Origin of the sequence: Sphingomonas sp. SORGH_AS_0879 (genome assembly GCF_030819175.1) — a bacterium.
Taxonomy (GTDB): Bacteria; Pseudomonadota; Alphaproteobacteria; order Sphingomonadales; family Sphingomonadaceae; genus Sphingomonas.
The window spans coordinates 669111-686885 of record NZ_JAUTBJ010000002.1; the positions used below are offsets into that span (position 1 = coordinate 669111).

A 17775-nucleotide genomic window follows, 5' to 3' on the forward strand; every position below is an offset into this window, starting at 1 on the left:
CCGGCGAAAGCCGGGGCCGGTTGGGACAGGATGGGAGCGGCCATTGCCACGGCTTGCGCCTCTCGCCTATCGGGCGACGGACGACGGGGCCGGTGCGGCCCGCAGGGGAATGATTAGCCGATGGTGACGCTGGCAACGGGCACGACCTGGGCGATTGCGGGGCTGTCCACCGCGGGCGTCATCGCGCGGCCGATGCGCTGGCCCGAATGGATCTGGGCGGTGGCGGGGGCGGTGGTGCTGATCGTCCTCGGCCTGATGCCCTGGCAAGAGGCCGGGCAGGCGGTCGGCAAGGGGCTCGACGTCTATCTCTTTCTGATCGGCATGATGCTGCTGAGCGAGACGGCGCGCGAGCATGGCGCGTTCGACTGGATCGCCGCCACCGCCGTCAACATGGCGGGGCGGTCACGGGCCCGGCTGTTCGCGCTGGTCTATGCGACCGGCGTGATCGTCACGGCCTTCATGTCCAACGACGCGACCGCCGTGGTGCTGACTCCCGCCGTGTTCGTCGCGGCGAAAAAGGCCAAGGCCGATCCGCTGCCCCTGCTCTTCGCCTGTGCCCTGATCGCCAATGCGGCGAGCTTCGTGCTGCCCATTTCCAACCCGGCGAACCTGGTCCTGTACGGGGGGCATATGCCGCCATTGGGGGCGTGGATGAAGGCGTTCGCGCTGCCCTCCATCGCGTCGATCGTCGTGACCTATGCGGTGCTGCGTTTCACCCAGCGTGAGCGGATCGCGGGGACGTGCGAGGCCGATGTGGTCCGCGATACGCTGACCACCGGCGGCAGGCTGGCGATCGCGGGGATCGTGCTGACCGCACTGCTGCTCCTCGTCGTGTCGGCGCTCGACGCCGAACTGGGCCTGCCGACCGCGCTGGCGGGGATCGCGACGGCGGTGATCGTATCGCTGCTGGCGGGACGGTCGCCGCTCGGGCTCGCGCGGCATGTGTCCTGGGGCGTGCTGCCGCTGGTCGCGGGGCTGTTCGTGCTGGTCGAGGCGCTCGACCGGACCGGCGTGATCGCCTGGGTGGCGCGCGGGCTGCGGGACATGCTGATCGATCCGACGCGCGCGGCGGCGGTGTCGGGGACGGTGCTGGCCTTTGTTAGCAACGCGATGAACAACCTGCCCGCCGGGCTGATCGCCAGCAGCGCGATTGCGCAGGCGCAGCCGCCGCAGATCGTCACCGACGCGCTGCTGATCGGGGTGGACCTGGGGCCCAACCTGTCGGTGACGGGCTCGCTGGCGACGATATTGTGGCTCCAGGCGATCCGGCGCGAGGGCGAGGATGTGAGCTTCCTCGCCTTCCTGAAGGTGGGGGCGGTGGCAATGCCGCTGGCATTGCTGGCGGCGCTGGGGATGCGGTTGGCGATCGGGTGAATTAATCCCAACCTCCGTTCGCACTGAGCGACGTCGAAGTGCACGCGGGACGCTTTCCCTTGGCCTTCGACTTCGCTCAGGTTGAACGGCGGTGGGGCATTACAGCGCCGCCAGATCGATCGCCCCGTCCTTGTCCAGCCACTGCCCCGCTTCCGGCATCGGATATTTCAGCCCGGTGGCGCAGTTGAACAGCACCACCCGCTCATCCTCATCGACCAGATTGTCGCGCACCGCCTGGTTATACGCCGCCAGCGTCGCCCCGCCCTCGGGACAGAGCAGCAGCCCGTCGCGCCGGGCGCAATCGTCCACCGCCTTCAGGATGGCGGGGTCGCCCACCGCCAGCGCGGCGCCTCCCGACTCCCGCACTGCGCGCAGGATCAGGAAGTCGCCGACCGCTTTCGGCACCCGAATCCCCGCCGCCACGGTCGCGGCATCTTCCCAGCGTTCGGCATGCTCCTCGCCCGCCTCATAGGCGCGGACGATGGGCGCGCAGCCGCTCGCCTGCACCGCATACATGCGCGGGCGCTTGGGACCGATCCAGCCGAGCCGCTCCATCTCGTCGAAAGCCTTCCACATGCCGATCAGGCCGGTGCCCCCGCCGGTGGGATAGAAGATCGCATCGGGCAGTTCCCATCCCAGTTGCGCGGCCAGTTCGAGGCCCATCGTCTTCTTCCCCTCGATCCGATAGGGCTCCTTCAGCGTCGAGAAGTCGAACCAGCGCCCCTCGACCGCACCGCGCCCGACGATCGCGCCGCATTCGTCGATCTGGCCGTTGACCCGCCAGACGCGCGCGCCTTGCGCGGCGATCTCGCGGACATTCACTTCCGGGGTTTCCTCCGGGCAGAGGATCACCGTCTCGATCCCGCAGCGGGCGGCATAGGCGGCCAGCGCCGCGCCCGCATTGCCGTTGGTCGGCATGGCGATCCGGGTGACGCCCAGTTCGCGCGCCATCGCGACCGCCATGACCAGCCCGCGCGCCTTGAACGAGCCCGTGGGCAGTCGCCCCTCATCCTTGACCAGCACCGATGCGCCGCCGGACCGCGGAATCGGGATCAGCGGCGTCTCGATCTCGCCCAGCGATACGATGCTTGTCGTGTGCCGCACGGGCAGGAGTTCGCGCCAGCGCCACAGGTCCGTCTCACGCGCGGCGATGGCCTCGCGCGACACCGCCCGACCCAGCGCCTCCAGGTCGTAGCGGACAAGCAGCGGTCGCCCCGCGCGGGACAGGCCGTGGAGTTGGTCCGCCTCGTACCGTTTGCCGGTCAGCGAGCATTCCAGATGGGTCACGAAGGTCGGGCGGTCTTCGGTCAGGTTGCGATTCATGACCCCAGCCTATCGGCCGAAACCGCCCGACGCCAGACGCTTAGCCCGGTGTCGCCGCAGACCCGGCGAGCAGCCCTCCGTCGATGGTGAATTCCGAGCCGGTGATGTACGTCGCCTCGTCCGAGGCCAGCATGACCGCGATGGCCGCGACCTCGTCCGGTTCGCCGAAGCGCTTGAGCGGCGTGTCGGCGACCAGCGCCGCCATCTTCGCCGCCCGGTCGGGGCCGCCGCCCAGCATGGGTTCCCATATCGGGGTCAGGATCGCCGCCGGGTGGATCGAGTTGCAACGGATCTTCCACCCCTGTTGCGCGGCATAGAGCGCGACCGTCTTGCTATGGTTGCGGATCGCCGCCTTGGACGAGGCATAGGCCGCTGCCCCCGGTATCCCGACCAGCCCCGAGCGCGACGAGATGTTGATGATCGAACCCGTGCCCGCCGCCTTCATCGCGCCGATGGCATAGCGACAGCCGAGGAACGTGCCGTCGAGATTGACCCGGTGCACCGCGCGCCAATCCGCCAGGCTGGCATGTTCGGGGTCGTGGGGGACGAAGCCATACTCGAACCCGGTGATCCCGGCATTGTTGACCACCACATCGGCGGTGGGCACGGCCCCGGCCAGTCGTGCCCAGTCGGCTTCCTCCGCGACGTCGAGCGGCTCGAAGCGGCAGCCGAGCGTATCGGCGGCGGCCTGTCCGGCTTGTCGATCGCGGTCGGTCAGGATGACGGTCGCGCCTTCCGCATGAACGCGCCGGGCGATGGCGTGGCCGATCCCACGCGCGGCGCCGGTGACGACGCACGTCTTGTTTGGCAAGCGTGGCATGAATTCTCTCGAAATGAAGGGCAGGGGGGCGGGTCTTGCCGCCTCGTTGAAACCTGTGCCGCCTTAGCGGTGCCGCTGGATCATTTCGAAAACTCCCGATATTGGGCTGGGGGCTTTTACCATGGCTCGGTCCTTCGATCACCCTTTTTTGTTCGCGCGGAGGCGCGGAGACGCGGAGGTGTCTCGCCCAGCCGCAGGCTGCCTCCATTCACAACAGATCGGCTTTGTCTTCCGATCGAGAGGATGGGGGACGGCGCGGCACGTCCAGACACCTCCGCGTCTGCGCGTCTCCGCGCGAAACTTACCTTGCCGCCATCCCCGCCATCTGCCGGTCATGCGCCCGCGACAGGGTCAGCACCGCCGTCACCGCCCCGATCAGGCACATCAGCATGTCCCATTGCGTGTCCCACGGATCGCCCTGCGTCCCCAGAAACTCGTCCGCCCCCTGGCCCAGCGCCATGGCCGCGCCGAACTCGATCAGTTCATAGGTCGCGCTGACCGCCAGGCAGCAGGCAACGACCAAGGCGGTCAGCAAGCCGCCCCGGACCAGTCCCCCGCGCCGGATCAGCGCTTCACGAAACACGATGGCGGGTACGAAGCCTTGCGCGAAATGGCCCAGCCGGTCGTAGGGGTTGCGCGCCAGATGCAGCCAGTCCTGTACCCAATATCCGGCGGGCACCCGCGCATAGCTATATGCTCCGCCCAGCATCAGGATCAGCCCGTGCGCCCCGATCAGCAACAGCGCCAGCCCGGTCAGCGGAAAGCGCCGCCGCGCTGCCCATAACAACGGCAGCAGGATCAGCACCGGCGCGACCTCCATCCACCAGGTCGCCCGGTCGAAGGGGCGCAGGCCCGATACGACCAGTCCGGCCATCCAGATCGCGCTCAACAGCGCCAGTCGCATCGTTCCCCGCTCCATGCCGCCAGGATAACGACGGCCCGCCCCCTCGCAAGCCGATTGCCGCCGCCGCGCCGGAATGCGAAGGACGGCGCGCAGCAGAGAAAGGCCCGCCATGATCATACGCAGCGACGAGTGTCAGGATGTCGAAGTGCCCGGATCGGGCACGATGCGCATGCACCTGTTCCGCCCCGCGATCGAGGGGCGCTTTCCCGGCATCCTGCTGTTTTCCGAAATCTATCAGGTGACGGCCCCGATCCGGCGGCTGGCGGCGATGTTGGCGGGGCAGGGTTATGTCGTCGCGGTGCCCGAGGTCTATCATGAATATGAACCGGCGGGAACGGTGCTCGCCTATGACAAGCCGGGGACGGACCGGGGCAACGACCTGAAATTCACCAAGCCGGTGGCGGCCTATGACGCGGATGCGGCGGCGGGGCTGGGCGCGCTGGCGGCGCATCCGGCGTCCAACGGGCGGCTGGGGACGTTCGGCGTGTGCCTGGGCGGGCATCTCGCCTATCGCGCCGCGCTCGACCCGCGCGTGTCGGCGGCGGCCTGCTTCTACGCCACCGATATCCATTCGGGCACGCTGGGCGAGGGACGTGACGACGACAGCCTGGCCCGGATGGACGAGTTGAAGGCGGAGGCGATGTTCGTCTGGGGGCGGCAGGACCCGCATGTCCCCTATGCCGGGCGAGAGGCGATCCGCGCGCGGCTGGAGGAAGTCGGGGCCTCCTATGAATGGCATGAGGTGGCGGGCCAGCACGCCTTTCTGCGCGACGAGGGGCCGCGATACGATCCCGCGCTGTTCCTTCAGGCGATGAACTGGACATTGGCCTTGTACGCCCGCGCGCTGCGATAGGGTCCGGCCTCCGGCGGGCGGCCCGCCGGATTCTTGACGCAAGCTAAGATGTTTGCCGAAGTTTAACGAATCCTGGCCATAATGGGCAGGAAAGAAACTTGCCCGGCCATGCCTTTTCTCCCCTTACCGCGCCGCCGTTTAGGCCACCGAACGTCGATCCTTGCCGATCGACGGGGGGCGGCGATCGTCGAATTCGCGCTGGTCGCGACCCCGTTCATCGCGCTGTTGCTGGCGATCCTCCAGACCAGCCTGGCCTATCTGGCGCAGGAAACGCTGGAAAGCGCGGTCGAGGTGGCGGCGCGCGGTGTCGTCACCGGCCAGACCCAGGCCAGCGATATCCAGGGCAGCGGCACGGGCATGACCAAGGCGCAGCTTGCCGAGCGTTTCCGCAAGAACGGATGCGCCGCGCTGCCCTCATTCATGTCGTGCTCGCGGCTGTATGTCGATGTGAGGAGCGCGACGACCGGCGCCGGGCTGGGTAGCAATGCCATGACCCTGACCTTCGATGCCAAGGGAAAGCCGACCAACAGCTTTTCCTATGACCTGGGCGCGCAAGGGTCGCTGGTGATGATCCGTTTCATCTATCTCTGGCCGATGCAGATTGCCCCGACCGCCGACCTGAAGGCGCGGGGGACGGGCCAGACGGTCCTGATGGCGACCTCTGTCTCCAAGTCGGAGGCCTATACGTGATCCGCCGGGGGGTGCGATGCGTTGCCGCGCTGGGCGACAGGCAGGGGGTCGCGATGATCGAATTCGCGCTGACCCTGCCGGTGATGCTGATCCTCTATCTGGGCGGAGTTCAGCTTCAGGACGGCATCGCCTGCAACCGCAAGGTGACGATCGCCACCCGTGCGGCCGGCGACCTGATCTCGCAGAACACCACCGGCACGATCTCGGCGAGCGAAGTGGACGACGACCTGCAACTGGCGACCCAGGTGCTGCTGCCCTATGCCGCCAGCGCGGCGACGATCCGCGTGACGGAGATCGCCATCGCCAACGGCCAGGCGACGGTGAAATGGAGCAGGGGGCTCAACACCACCCGCTACAATCCCGGCAGCCGGATCACCGTGCCGAACGAAATGCTCGCTTATTCCTCATCCTATCTGCTTTTCGCCGAAGTCACCTATGCCTACACCCCGCCCAGTTCCTTCGGGGCGATCGGGCCGCTGACACTGAAGGATTCGCTCTACATGATCCCGCGCAACACCGACCAGATCGACTGCACGGATTGTCAGTGACGCTCACCCATCTCCGCTCGCGCCGGGCGCTGCTGCGCCATCGGGGTGGCAACGTCATGATGATGTTCGCGCTGGCCTTGCCGATCCTGACATGCTCGATCGGGATGGGCGTCGATTATGCCCGTGCGATGAAGGCGCAGACCAAGCTCAACGCCATCGCCGACGCCGCTGCGCTTCTGGCCGTCAGCAACAGTGCGATGCGGGCGGATGACAGCTATGCCGCCAATATCGCCCGCAATTTCTTCAACCTGCAAGCCGCTGACCTGATAAAGTCGAGCGGCATCACCCTGTCCAATGTGACGATCCAGGCCCCGACCGACGCCAATGGACGCCGTACCGCGACGGTCAGCTATAGCGGGGTGTCGAACAACGTCTTCGCCCGCATATTGGGTATCGACGGCCTGACCGTTACGGGCAAGTCGGCGACGACCAACGCCGTTGCGCCCGATATCGATTTCTACATGCTGCTCGACGTGTCGGGCTCGATGGCGCTGCCGACGACGAGCGCCGGTCTGGCGAAGGTCGCGGCAAGCAACGGCAGGGGCTGCAAGTTCGCCTGCCATTCGACCAATGACCTGACCGGCATCGATGCCAATGGGAAGATGACCGACCTGTATGGCGTCGCCAAATCCTATGGATTGTCGCTGCGCATCGACGACGAAGGAACGGCTGTTTCCAAGCTGACGACGAATGCGACCAACACGTCCAGCAAGAACGGCGCGAACTATCGCATCACGATCGCATCCTTCCGGGGGCGCGGCGGATATTCGATCCTACAGCCCAAGACCGGGAATATGAAACTGGCCGCGACCAAGACGGCCAATCTCATGCCATCGCTTTTCTACAGCAACCTTTGTCCGACACAGGCCTGCCAATCGACCGAAGTCGGTTTCAACGACCAGGATACGGGCAGCAGCGATGCGATGGATCGGATGAATGCGACCATCGATGATCCGGGCAACGGCATCGGAAAGGACGCGCCTCAGGCCGTGCTGTTGAATGCGGGACGAACAGCGACCCGATGATCCGGGCAACGGCATCGGAAAGGACGCGCCTCAGGCCGTGCTGTTCATCATCACCGATGGAATGCGGGACGAACAGCGACCCGGGGGCGCTCCCGAGGTCGCTTTCGATACCGCCAAATGCGACATGATCAAGAATCGCAATGTACGGATCGCGATCCTCTATACCGAATATCTGCCGGACTCCATGGACGGGGACAGGTGGTCGCAGGACAATGTGAAGCCGCGCCTGTACAAGGTCGAACCCGCGCTGAAGGCCTGCGCCTCGTCGGGCCTCTACACCAAGGTCACGACCGATCAGGACATCTACACCGCGCTCGATGCGCTGTTCCAGAACGCCGTGGCGACCGCGCGCATCACCGGATGACGCGCGGCGCGCGGGGGATCAGCCCGCCAGCGCCTCCACCTGTTCGGCCAGTTCCAGCCAGCGCATCTCGGCCGCGTCCTTTTCTTGCCGCGCCTTTTCGATCGCCTTCATCAGCCGGTCGAAGCCCGCCGGGTCCTTGGCATAGAGATCGGGGTCGGCCAGCTTCGCCTCGTCGCGCGCGATTCCCGCCTCCAGTTCCTCGATCCGCTTGGGCAGCAGCTCGTAATCGCGCTGGTCCTTGTAGCTGAGCTTGGTCCTGGCCTGTGCGGGGGCGGGGGGCGTCGGGGCGGTCCTGGCCGGGGCCTTCTTCGCCTCGGACGGCTGCTTGCGCTTCGCGACCCAGTCGGCATAGCCACCCGCCACCACATCCACCGTGCCCGACCCGTCGAGCCCCAAAGTCACCGTTACCGTGCGGTCGAGGAAGTCGCGGTCGTGGCTGACGATCAGCACGGTGCCGTCATAATCGCCGATCACCTCCTGAAGCAGATCGAGCGTCTCCAGGTCGAGATCGTTGGTCGGCTCGTCCAGCACCAACAGGTTGGATTCGCGCGCGAATTCCCGTGCCAGCAACAACCGCGACCGCTCGCCGCCCGACAATGTCCCGATCTTCGCCTCGGCCAGCGAGGGGTCGAACAGGAACTCCTTGAGATAGCCATGGATATGCTTGCGCGTGCCCCGCACGTCGATCCAGTCGCCGCCATCCGCCAGCACCTCGCGCACCCGCTTTTCGGGGGCCATCAATTTGCGCTGCTGGTCGATGATGACGCCGTCCAGCGTCTTGGCGAGGAAGACGCTGCCCTCGTCGGGCTGGATCTCGCCGGTCAGCAGCTTGAGCAACGTCGTCTTGCCCGCCCCGTTCGCACCGACCAGTCCGATCCGGTCGCCGCGCGTGACCTTCAGGCTCAGATCCTTGATGATCGTCCGGTCGCCGTAACGCTTGGTGACATGCTCGGCCTTGATGACCTCCTTGGTCTTCACATCGTCCGAGGCGATGCCGAGTTTGGCGGCCCCCTGCGGACCGATCATCGCGGCGCGGCTGGCGCGCATCTGGTGCAGCTTTTCCAGCCGTCCCTGGTTGCGCTTGCGCCGCGCGGTGACGCCGCGGTGGAGCCAATGCTCCTCGATCTTGAGCTTCGCGTCGAGCTTTTCGGCGGCGCGCTGTTCCTCGGCATAGACCTGCTCGGTCCAGGCGTCGAAGCCGCCGAACCCGACCTCGTTGCGCCGCATCTGTCCGCGATCAAGCCACAAGGTCGATTTGGTCAGCCGGGTCAGGAAGGTCCGGTCATGGCTGATGACGACGAACGCGCCGGTGAAGCGCTTCAACCAGTCCTCCAGCCATTCGATGGCGGCGAGGTCCAGATGGTTGGTCGGCTCGTCGAGCAGCAGCACGTCGGGGTTCATGGCGAGGGCGCGGACGATCGCGGCGCGCCTTTTCTCGCCGCCGCTGGCGGTCGAAGCATCGCGGGTCAGGTCGATGCCCAACTGTCCGGCGATGGCCTCCGCCTCGTAACTTTCCGGCGCGCCCTCGCCCGACAGGACATAGTCCATCAGGGTGGCACAGCCGGTCAGGTCGGGGTCCTGTTCCAGATAGACGACATGCGTGCCCGGCACGATCATCCGTCGCCCCTCGTCGGAATCGATGATCCCGGCGATCAGCTTGAGCAGGGTCGACTTGCCCGCCCCGTTGCGCCCGATCAGCGCCAGCCGGTCGCGCGGACCGATATGGATGTCGAGATGCCGGAAGAGCCAGCCCGAGCCTTGTACGAGGCCCAGGTCTTCATAGGAAAGAACGGGTGCTGCCATGATGATATGGCAGTTAGGGGCGGATGGGGAACCCGGCAAGCGGTCCATGCGCTGTCCGGGGCCTGCATGATCCATTCAGAGGCTGTTCAACGGTTGACCGCTATGCCAATTTCATGTCGATGACCGTCCTTCTGGCTCTGCTTGCCGTACCGATGGGTTCGCCGCCGATGATCGAGCCCCCGATGGGAATGGCCCCCGATCAGCGTCGCGGCGACCAGATGCGTGCGTTCCAGGCGCGCAAGGAAGGCAATCTGTCGCTGCGGGAAATCGAACAGCGCGTCGTGCCCACCATGCGCGATTCGCAATATATCGGTTTCGACTATGATGCGGGGGCACAGATTTACACGCTGAAGTTCCTGCGCAATGGGACGGTCATCTGGGTGGAAGTGGATGGCCGCACCGGCAAGATCATCGGGCGGACCGATGGCTGAACGCCGCCGCTTTCGTCGAAGGGGAATAGGAGTTTTGCGATGCGCGTTCTGATCGTCGAGGACGAGCCCAATCTCGGCCAGCAGTTGAAGGCCACGCTGGAGGGCGCGGGCTATGCCATCGACCTGGCCACCGATGGCGAGGAGGGGCATTTCCTGGGCTCGACCGAAAGCTATGACGCGATCGTCCTCGACCTCGGCCTGCCCGAGATCGACGGGCTGACCGTACTCGACCGCTGGCGCAAGGAGGGCAAGACCACGCCCGTCCTGGTCCTGACCGCGCGCGATAGCTGGTCGGACAAGGTGGCGGGGCTGGACGCGGGCGCGGACGATTATGTCGCCAAGCCGTTCCAGACCGAGGAACTGATCGCCCGCCTGCGCGCGCTGATCCGGCGCGCGAGCGGCAACGCCTCGTCCGAACTGACCGCCGGTGACGTGCGGCTCGACACCCGTTCGGGCAAGGTCACGCGCGCCGGGGAGCCGGTGAAGCTGACCGCGCAGGAATATAAGCTGCTCAGCTATCTGCTCCATCACAAGGGCAAGGTGGTCAGCCGGACCGAGTTGATCGAGCATATCTACGACCAGGATTTCGACCGCGATTCGAACACGATCGAGGTGTTCGTGACGCGCATCCGCAAGAAGCTGGGCCAGGATGTGATCACCACCATCCGGGGCCTGGGCTATAGCCTGGACGATCCGGCGGCGGGCGCCGCGGCGGAACCGGCGGCCTGATCCGGATAACATCGTGAAGGAAGGCCAGACCACGCGCCCGACGCTGCGCACGGGGTCGCTGTCGCGTCGCATGATCCTGATCGCCGCGGGGTGGATCATGGTCCTGCTGGCGGGCGGCGGCTTCGCGCTCGACCGGGTGCTGGTGTCGGCGGTCACCCAGAATTTCGACGACCGCCAGGCCTATGTGCTGAAGTCGCTGCTGGTGTCCGCCGGAATCGATTCGCAGGGCGAGGTATGGTTCAACCGGGAGCCCGCCGATCAGGGGTTTCTGGAGCCTGGCTCCGGCATCTACTGGCAGGTGTCCGGCAAGGGCTATGATCCCTTCCCGTCGCGGTCGCTCTGGGACCGGCGGCTCGCTTATGGCCCGGCGCGCAACGACGACGACATCCACGTCTATACCAGCACCCAGTTTCCGGAAGAAAAGCTGCGCATCGTCGAACGCGACGTCAAGCTGCCCGGATCGGATGTCCGCTGGCGCTTTCAGGTGGCACAGCGGACGACCGAATTGGACGCCCAGGTCGGGGCGCTGCGCCGCATCCTGATCCGCAGCTTCGCGCTGCTGGGCGTCGGCCTGCTCCTGATGGCGGCGATGCAGACATTCTACGGCCTCTACCCCTTGCGCCGGGTGCGCGAGGAGATCGCGGCGATGCGCGCCGGGCGGGCGAACCGCATTTCCGACGCCATGCCCAATGAAGTCGCGCCGATGGTCGAGGAGTTGAACGCGCTCATCGAGCATAATGAGAAACAGGCCGAGGAGGCGCGGCGCCATGCGGGCAACCTCGCCCATGCGCTCAAGACCCCGCTGACCGTCATCATGAACGCCGCGACCGCGCGCGCCGACGACCTGTCCGAGACCGTCATCCGCGAGGCGCGGACGATGCGGCGGCAGGTCGACCATCATCTCGCCCGTGCCCGCGCGGTCGGGCGGCGTGGGTCCGCGCACAGCCGGGCGGAGGTCTGGCCCAGCCTGGAATCGGTCGAGCGCGCGGTGGGCCGCCTCTATCGCCATGTCCGCATCGACATCGACGGCCCCAAGGACCTGGCGGTTCATGTCGAGCGGCAGGATCTGGACGAGATGCTGGGCAATCTGGTCGAGAACGCGGCCAAATATGGCGGCGGCAGCGTCTTCGTGACGGTCGGCGCGCAGGCCGGGTTCGTCGAAATCCTGGTTGAGGACGACGGCACCGGCATCCCGGAGAGCGAACGGGTGCGCATCTTCGATCGCGGCGTGCGGCTCGACACCGGCAAGCCGGGTACCGGCCTGGGCCTCGCCATCGTGCGCGACGTGGCGGAGATTTACGGCGGTACGGTTTCGCTGGAGGAGAGCGAGGATCTGGGCGGGCTCCTGGTGCGGCTCCGGCTACCAGCGGCGGTGGGGTAGGGGTTTTCCGGCTTTTTGGTTCACGCGAAGCCGCGATGACGCGAAGAGAGAAGAAGAAGGATGGTTCGCGCGGAGGCGCGGAGAACGCGGAGGTGTCGTACCCGGTGGCACCGCCACCCCTTCATCCTCACCGGCTTGCAAGGCAGGTTTGAGCGTGCCGCTCGGCACACCCCCTCCGCGTTCTCCGCGCCTCCGCGCGAACAAATTTCCTTCGCGTCATCGCGGCTTCGCGCGAAATTCCAAGATCAAGCCACCACCCTCTCCAGCGCATCCATCGCCTGCGCCGCGATCCCGATCGACCGCTTGCGCGCCGCATGGTCGAAGATCGCACTCACCACCATCACCTCATCGACCTTGGTCCGCTCGACAAAGGCGGCCACTTGGCGCTCCACCGTCTCGGGCGAGCCGATCGCCGAGCAGGACAGGACGGACCCGAGGATCGCCGAACCCTGCACGCCCAGGCTTTCGCGATAGCCGGGGACGGGTGGGGGCAGCTTGCCGGGGCGGCCGGTGCGTAAGCCGACGAAGGCCTGCTGCTGCGAACTCGCCAGCAATTCCGCCTCTTCGTCCGTGTCGGCGGCGAAGACGTTGAAGCCCGCCATCGCATAGGGCTTGTCCAGCACCGCCGAGGGGCGGAAGTCGCGGCGATAGATGGCCAGCGCGTCGTCGAGCGCATCGGGCGCGAAGTGCGAGGCGAAGGCATAGGGCAGGCCCAGCGCGGCGGCGAGTTGTGCGCCATACAGGCTCGACCCCAATATCCACATCTGGGGCTTCGCGCCTGCACCCGGCGTCGCGACGATGCCGGTCTGGCCGTCATCGGCGAAATAGCTTTGCAACTCCATCACGTCGCGGGGAAAGGCGTTGGGATCGCTGTCGAGCGTCCGACGCATGGCGCGCGCGACGCGCTGATCCGATCCCGGCGCGCGGCCCAGCCCCAAATCGATCCGGCCCGGAAACAACGCGTCGAGCGTCCCGAACTGCTCGGCGATGGTCAGCGGCGCGTGGTTGGGCAGCATGATGCCACCCGCGCCGATGCGGATCCTGCTCGTCGCCGCGCCGACATGCGCCAGCACCACGGCGGTCGCGGCGGAGGCGATGCCCGCCATGCCGTGATGCTCGGCGGTCCAATAGCGGTGGAAGCCGACCGCCTCCGCATGGGCCGCGAGGTCGGCGGCGTTGGCCAGCGCCTGCGCCACGGTGCCGCCCTCGACGACGGGCACCAGATCGAGCAAGGAATAACGTGTCATTCGGGCAAGATGGGGATGGCGGACCCTCCCCGCCAGCCAAGTCCGCATATCAGAAGGTCAAGCCATACTTCATCGCCATCCCCCGCTCGGGCGGCAGCGCGGCGATATGGCCGGGATCGCGTCGCCAGAAGAGATGCGTCGACACTTGCCCCGCGCCCAGCGGCACCGCATGCCGCGCCTCGACCAGCAATTCGCGCCCCGTCGGGGCCAGCGACAGGCGGTTGGTGGTCCAGCCATCGACCTGCCCCCCGGCATAATCCCAATGCGACGGCAACCGCAGGTCCAGCCCGCCCGCCATCACCCGCAAGGGCTGGGACAGGCGAAGGTCGATCCGGTCGCCGCCGAACAGTCCCCGCTTGCCCGCCTCGACCGACCAGGAGCGGCTGGCGAGCATTCCGCCGCCCAGCCCGCCCTCCGCGCGGGTCCAGCCGCCGCGCCAGCGGGTGGCGAGCGTCCAGCCGCCTTCGTCGCTCCACCGCGCGGCGGCGTCGGCGAACCAACTGACCCCGTGTGCCTGTCCCAGCGCGCCACCGAACCAGCCGCCCAGCACGGTCGAGCGCTCCGCCAGCCGGGTCATGCCCAGCATCATCGCGACCGGGCCGACAGGGCGGTCGATCGAGAGACTCGTCTGGTCGTAACCGGGCGGGGCCATAGCGGGCGCGGGGGCGGCGAAGCGACCATTTTCCGCCATCATGCTGATGCCCCATGCGCCCAGCCGATGATGCAGCGCCGCCGACGCGCGCGGCGCCCGGTCGATGCCGAAGCCGGGATCGGTCAGCAGAAAGGCCGCACCCGACTGCCCCGCCCAGCCGGAAACCAGCGCCTCGCCGCTGCTGGCGAGGCCGAACCCGATCATGGTGCGCGGGCCGAGCGTCTGCGTCACGCTGCCCGCGACGATCCGGCGCACCGGGCCGGTCGCGTCGGCGGGGACGATGGCGCGCAACCGGGCCTCGCCGGGCATCGTGATCGCACTGGTCATGGCGATCGACCGGGCGCCGTCGCTGACCGCCGCCCCCTCGATCCGGCCGAGCAGGGCGGGGGCGAGCAGCGCGCGCGGGCTGGCCTGTGCGACGGTGGCGGACAGATCGACCCGATAGGCGCGGGCATAACCGTCCAGCGCGACGAGGTTCAGCCCCTGCACCCGCGCATCGCCCATGGCGGGGGACAGGCGCGCATTGACGCTCATCGACACGGCGGCGGTGCCGCCCGCCACGCTCATTCCGCCGACCGGCTGGAAGGCGGCGGTCAGGTCCAGCGTGCCGCGACCATAGATGCCGTCGGTCCCGCTGCCCCCCGCCTCGCGCGCGGTGCGGAGCAGCAGGTCGGCGATCTGCGCGCCGGTCAGGTTGGGAAAGGCCTGCGCCAGCAGCGCCGCCGCCCCGGTGATCTGCGGCGCGGCGAAGGAGGTGCCCGACCAGAGCAGCCGCGTGCCGGTGGCATCCGGGGCTTCCACCCGCTCGCCCAGCGCGGTCAGGTAATGCGCCGCCGATTGGCCGGCCCGGTTGCTGAAGGAGGAGATGGTGCCGCTCTGTCCGACCGAACCGGCGATGATGATCTGGCCGCGCGCCACCGCCGCATTGTTGGCGATCTGTGCCAGCAGGGTCGGGTCGGACTCGCCGTCATTTCCGGCGGCGATGACGATCACCATCCCGGCGGCGGTCGCCCGCCCGATCGCCTCGAGCAGGGCCGAGGGCGGCGTCTCGTTGGAGCCGAGCGAGATGTTGACCACCCGCGCCCCCGCCGTCCGCGCGACGTCCAGCCCGCGCGCGATCGAGGTGGAGGAGAAGGAGCATTTGCCGCCCAGCCCGCCATCGGTGCCGGTGCTCGTCCCGCAACTGCCCGGTTCATCGGCGCGCAGGACCAGGATGGTGGAATCGAACGCCACGCCCTGTGCCCGGTCGCCGCCGCGTCCCCCGGCGGCGGTGAAGGTGACGGCGGTGCCATGCCCGTCCTCGTCCCCGGTCCCTCGCGTCCCCGCCAGATCGGTGGAGGCGGCGGCGACACGCCCCGCGAACAGTCCGGTGCGCGTATCCAGCCCCGAATCGATCACGCCCAGCGTCACGCCCGCGCCGGTCGCGCCGCGCTGATAGGCGGCGAGCGCGTTCATCGACACCGCGCCATTGGTCGCGCGATAGCCCGCCGTGTCGTAATTCTGCGTTGGTGCGGGCGCCGGAGTCGTGGTGGGTGTCGGTGTGGGCGGGACGGTCGGCGGCGGCGGCGGGGTCGATTGCACGCCACCGCCGCCGCCGCACGCCGACAGCATCGCCCCCATGGCGCAGGCCATGCCCCCTATCGCCACGCCGCGCGCCGCACCGATCCTCGACATGATCCCCCTCGGCTTCGCGCCTTTGGCTTATTCTCGTTGTCATAAAGCGGGTTGCGCCAGGCGCGAAGGAGAAGTTTGCGTGTCGATCGCAGAATGATCGTCGCCGTTCGCCACCCACGGCTTGCGACCCCGCGGCCTCGCGCCTAAACGCTGGCCGATGCTGCCAGCCCTTGCCCATATCGACGCTTGGATCTTCGATCTGGACAATACGCTCTATCCGGCGAGCGCCAATCTGTTCCAGCATATCGACCGGCGGATGACCGCCTTTGTCGGCGACCTGCTGGGGTTGGAGCCTGCCGAGGCGTTTCGCGTGCAGAAGGACTATTTCCACGCGCATGGCACCACGCTGGCGGGGCTGATGGCCGAGCATGACGTCGATCCCGCCGCCTTTCTGGACTATGTCCACGATATCGAGATGGACGTGCTGGAGGCGGACGCCCCGCTCGCCGCCGCGATCGCCAGGCTGCCGGGGCGCAAGCTGGTCTTCACCAATGGCGACAAGCCCTATGCGCTCAAGGTGCTCGACCGGCTGGGGCTGGGCGGGCAGTTCGAGGCGGTGCATGACATTCACGCCATGGGCCTGATCCCCAAGCCGCAGCCCTCGGCCTATGCGGGCCTGTGCGCGGCGTTCGACATCGATCCCACCCGCGCCATCTTCTTCGAGGATATGGCGCGCAACCTGATCCCCGCCAAGGCGATCGGGATGACGACCGTGTGGGTCGACAACGGGTCTGAACAGGGGGGCTCTGAACAGGGGTCCGGGGCCCCCCGCGAGCATATCGATTACACCGTCCACGCGCTGACGCCGTGGCTGACCAGCATATTGGAGGAATGACCATGAGCCAGGACCTGGCCGCCACCATCGACGCCGCCTGGGAGAACCGGGCCGAACTGGACTTCGCGACGCAGGGCGAGGCGCGCATCGCCGTCGATCGCGCGCTGGCGCTGCTCGACCGGGGCGAGGCGCGGGTGGCCGAGCCCGACGGGAATGGCGGCTGGACCGTCAACCAGTGGCTGAAAAAGGCGGTGCTGCTGTCTTTCCGGCTGAACGACAATGTGCTGATCGACAATGGTCCGGGCGCGGGGCACTGGTTCGACAAGGTGCCGTCGAAGTTCAGCGGCTGGTCGGAGGCGGACTTCCGCGCCGCCGGGTTCCGCGCGGTGCCGGGCTCGGTCGTGCGGCGCGGCGCGCATGTCGCGAAGGGCGCGATCCTGATGCCCAGCTTCGTGAATATCGGCGCCTATGTCGGTGAGGGCACGATGGTCGATACCTGGGCGACCGTGGGCAGTTGCGCGCAGATCGGCAAGAACGTGCACCTCTCCGGCGGCGCGGGCATCGGCGGCGTGCTGGAGCCGTTGCAGGCGGGGCCCGTCATCATCGAGGACGGCGCGTTCATTGGCGCACGCGCCGAAGTCGCCGAGGGCGTGCGCGTCGGCGAGGGCGCGGTGCTGTCCATGGGTGTCTATCTGGGCGCGTCGACCAAGATCATCGACCGCGAGACGGGCGAGGTCTTCCGGGGCCATGTGCCGCCCTATTCGGTGGTGGTGCCCGGCACGACCCCGTCGGTGGACGGCAAGCCGGGGCTGTATTGCGCGGTGATCGTCAAGCGCGTGGATGCGCAGACGCGGTCGAAGACCAGCATCAACGACCTGTTGCGGGATTGATCCTTGGCACGCCCCTCCCGCAGGCGAGTTTCAGGTCGGTCATGCCCCCGGCATGACCTAAACGATGCGGGGCATCGTTTACCTGAAACTGGGATGGGGGAGGGCAAGCCACGGGCGATAGGCTCGGTGAGACACCCTGCCCTCCCCAAACCCCTCCCGTTTACGGGAGGGGCTTAAGGTTCACGCGAAGCCGCGAAGTCGCGAAGAAGAATGAGGTTCGCGCGGAGGCGCGGAGAACGCAGAGGTGTCGTACCCGGCGGCAGCCGTAATCCTGCCCCCCGGCCTATAGAAA

17 protein-coding genes are annotated in these 17775 nt (G+C 67.5%); 11 read left to right on the plus strand and 6 right to left on the minus strand.

The genetic code is table 11. The annotated features are described in order from the left end of the window. Positions 1–123 precede the first annotated feature (123 nt). Positions 124–1374, plus strand: a complete 1251-nt coding sequence (locus QE379_RS03930; RefSeq protein ID WP_307003074.1) for an arsenic transporter — start codon at positions 124–126, stop codon at positions 1372–1374. A gap of 99 nt (positions 1375–1473) precedes the next feature. On the opposite strand, the gene QE379_RS03935 is transcribed toward QE379_RS03930, so the two are convergent. The 3 genes from QE379_RS03935 to QE379_RS03945 form a co-directional block, all read right to left on the minus strand. Continuing rightward, positions 1474–2697 carry a threonine synthase gene (locus tag QE379_RS03935; protein WP_306998037.1) on the minus strand — a complete coding sequence of 408 codons (1224 nt, stop codon included), beginning with the start codon at positions 2695–2697 and terminating at the stop codon, positions 1474–1476. 40 nt (positions 2698–2737) lie between these two features. Further along, positions 2738–3517, minus strand: a complete 780-nt coding sequence (locus QE379_RS03940) for an SDR family oxidoreductase (protein ID WP_306998039.1) — start codon at positions 3515–3517, stop codon at positions 2738–2740. A 301-nt stretch (positions 3518–3818) separates the two neighbouring features. Next, positions 3819–4532 (minus strand): DUF2238 domain-containing protein, encoded by a 714-nt coding sequence (locus QE379_RS03945; protein WP_306998041.1) that lies wholly within the window; start codon positions 4530–4532, stop codon positions 3819–3821. Here QE379_RS03945 and QE379_RS03950 point away from each other — a divergent pair. The 5 genes from QE379_RS03950 to QE379_RS03970 all read left to right on the plus strand — a co-directional run bounded on the left by QE379_RS03950 (position 4531) and on the right by QE379_RS03970 (position 7901). Beyond that, positions 4531–5274 carry a dienelactone hydrolase family protein gene (locus QE379_RS03950; RefSeq protein WP_306998044.1) on the plus strand — a complete coding sequence of 248 codons (744 nt, stop codon included), beginning with the start codon at positions 4531–4533 and terminating at the stop codon, positions 5272–5274. The two genes, QE379_RS03945 and QE379_RS03950, sit on opposite strands and share 2 nt — an antisense overlap. A 108-nt stretch (positions 5275–5382) precedes the next feature. Further along, on the plus strand, positions 5383–5964 hold the full coding sequence (locus QE379_RS03955) for a TadE/TadG family type IV pilus assembly protein (protein WP_306998046.1): 582 nt from the start codon (positions 5383–5385) through the stop codon (positions 5962–5964). Further along, complete coding sequence (locus tag QE379_RS03960) at positions 5961–6512, plus strand: TadE/TadG family type IV pilus assembly protein (protein WP_306998048.1); 552 nt, start codon at positions 5961–5963, stop codon at positions 6510–6512. The genes QE379_RS03955 and QE379_RS03960 overlap by 4 nt, the downstream gene beginning before the upstream one ends. Continuing rightward, positions 6509–7537, plus strand: a complete 1029-nt coding sequence (locus QE379_RS03965; RefSeq protein WP_306998050.1) for a TadE/TadG family type IV pilus assembly protein — start codon at positions 6509–6511, stop codon at positions 7535–7537. The genes QE379_RS03960 and QE379_RS03965 overlap by 4 nt, the downstream gene beginning before the upstream one ends. Beyond that, on the plus strand, positions 7512–7901 hold the full coding sequence (locus tag QE379_RS03970) for a hypothetical protein (protein ID WP_306998052.1): 390 nt from the start codon (positions 7512–7514) through the stop codon (positions 7899–7901). The genes QE379_RS03965 and QE379_RS03970 overlap by 26 nt, the downstream gene beginning before the upstream one ends. A gap of 18 nt (positions 7902–7919) precedes the next feature. Here the strand turns inward: QE379_RS03970 and QE379_RS03975 are convergent, their stop codons facing one another. Further along, entirely contained in the window at positions 7920–9704 is a 1785-nt protein-coding gene (locus QE379_RS03975; RefSeq protein ID WP_306998054.1) for an ABC-F family ATP-binding cassette domain-containing protein, read from the minus strand. Between the two features lie 119 nt (positions 9705–9823). Here QE379_RS03975 and QE379_RS03980 point away from each other — a divergent pair, with 119 nt between their 5' ends. The 3 genes from QE379_RS03980 (at position 9824) to QE379_RS03990 (ending at position 12245) form a co-directional block, all read left to right on the plus strand. Next, complete coding sequence (locus tag QE379_RS03980) at positions 9824–10135, plus strand: hypothetical protein (protein WP_373461717.1); 312 nt, start codon at positions 9824–9826, stop codon at positions 10133–10135. A 39-nt stretch (positions 10136–10174) separates the two neighbouring features. Then, positions 10175–10864, plus strand: coding sequence for a response regulator transcription factor (locus QE379_RS03985; RefSeq protein WP_306998058.1), 690 nt, complete (start codon positions 10175–10177; stop codon positions 10862–10864). Positions 10865–10934: 70 nt separating this feature from the next. Beyond that, entirely contained in the window at positions 10935–12245 is a 1311-nt protein-coding gene (locus tag QE379_RS03990) for a HAMP domain-containing sensor histidine kinase (protein WP_267433838.1), read from the plus strand. A 245-nt stretch (positions 12246–12490) separates the two neighbouring features. On the opposite strand, the gene QE379_RS03995 is transcribed toward QE379_RS03990, so the two are convergent. Next, a complete protein-coding gene (locus QE379_RS03995) occupies positions 12491–13492 on the minus strand; it encodes an LLM class flavin-dependent oxidoreductase (protein ID WP_306998061.1) in 1002 nt (333 codons plus the stop codon). A gap of 49 nt (positions 13493–13541) precedes the next feature. Beyond that, positions 13542–15818, minus strand: coding sequence for a S8 family peptidase (locus QE379_RS04000; RefSeq protein WP_306998063.1), 2277 nt, complete (start codon positions 15816–15818; stop codon positions 13542–13544). A 157-nt stretch (positions 15819–15975) separates the two neighbouring features. Between QE379_RS04000 and QE379_RS04005 the strand changes: the two genes are divergently transcribed. After that, positions 15976–16653 (plus strand): pyrimidine 5'-nucleotidase, encoded by a 678-nt coding sequence (locus QE379_RS04005; protein ID WP_306998065.1) that lies wholly within the window; start codon positions 15976–15978, stop codon positions 16651–16653. Between the two features lie 2 nt (positions 16654–16655). Further along, entirely contained in the window at positions 16656–17483 is an 828-nt protein-coding gene (dapD, locus tag QE379_RS04010) for a 2,3,4,5-tetrahydropyridine-2,6-dicarboxylate N-succinyltransferase (protein ID WP_306998067.1), read from the plus strand. The last annotated feature ends 292 nt before the right edge of the window (positions 17484–17775 follow it).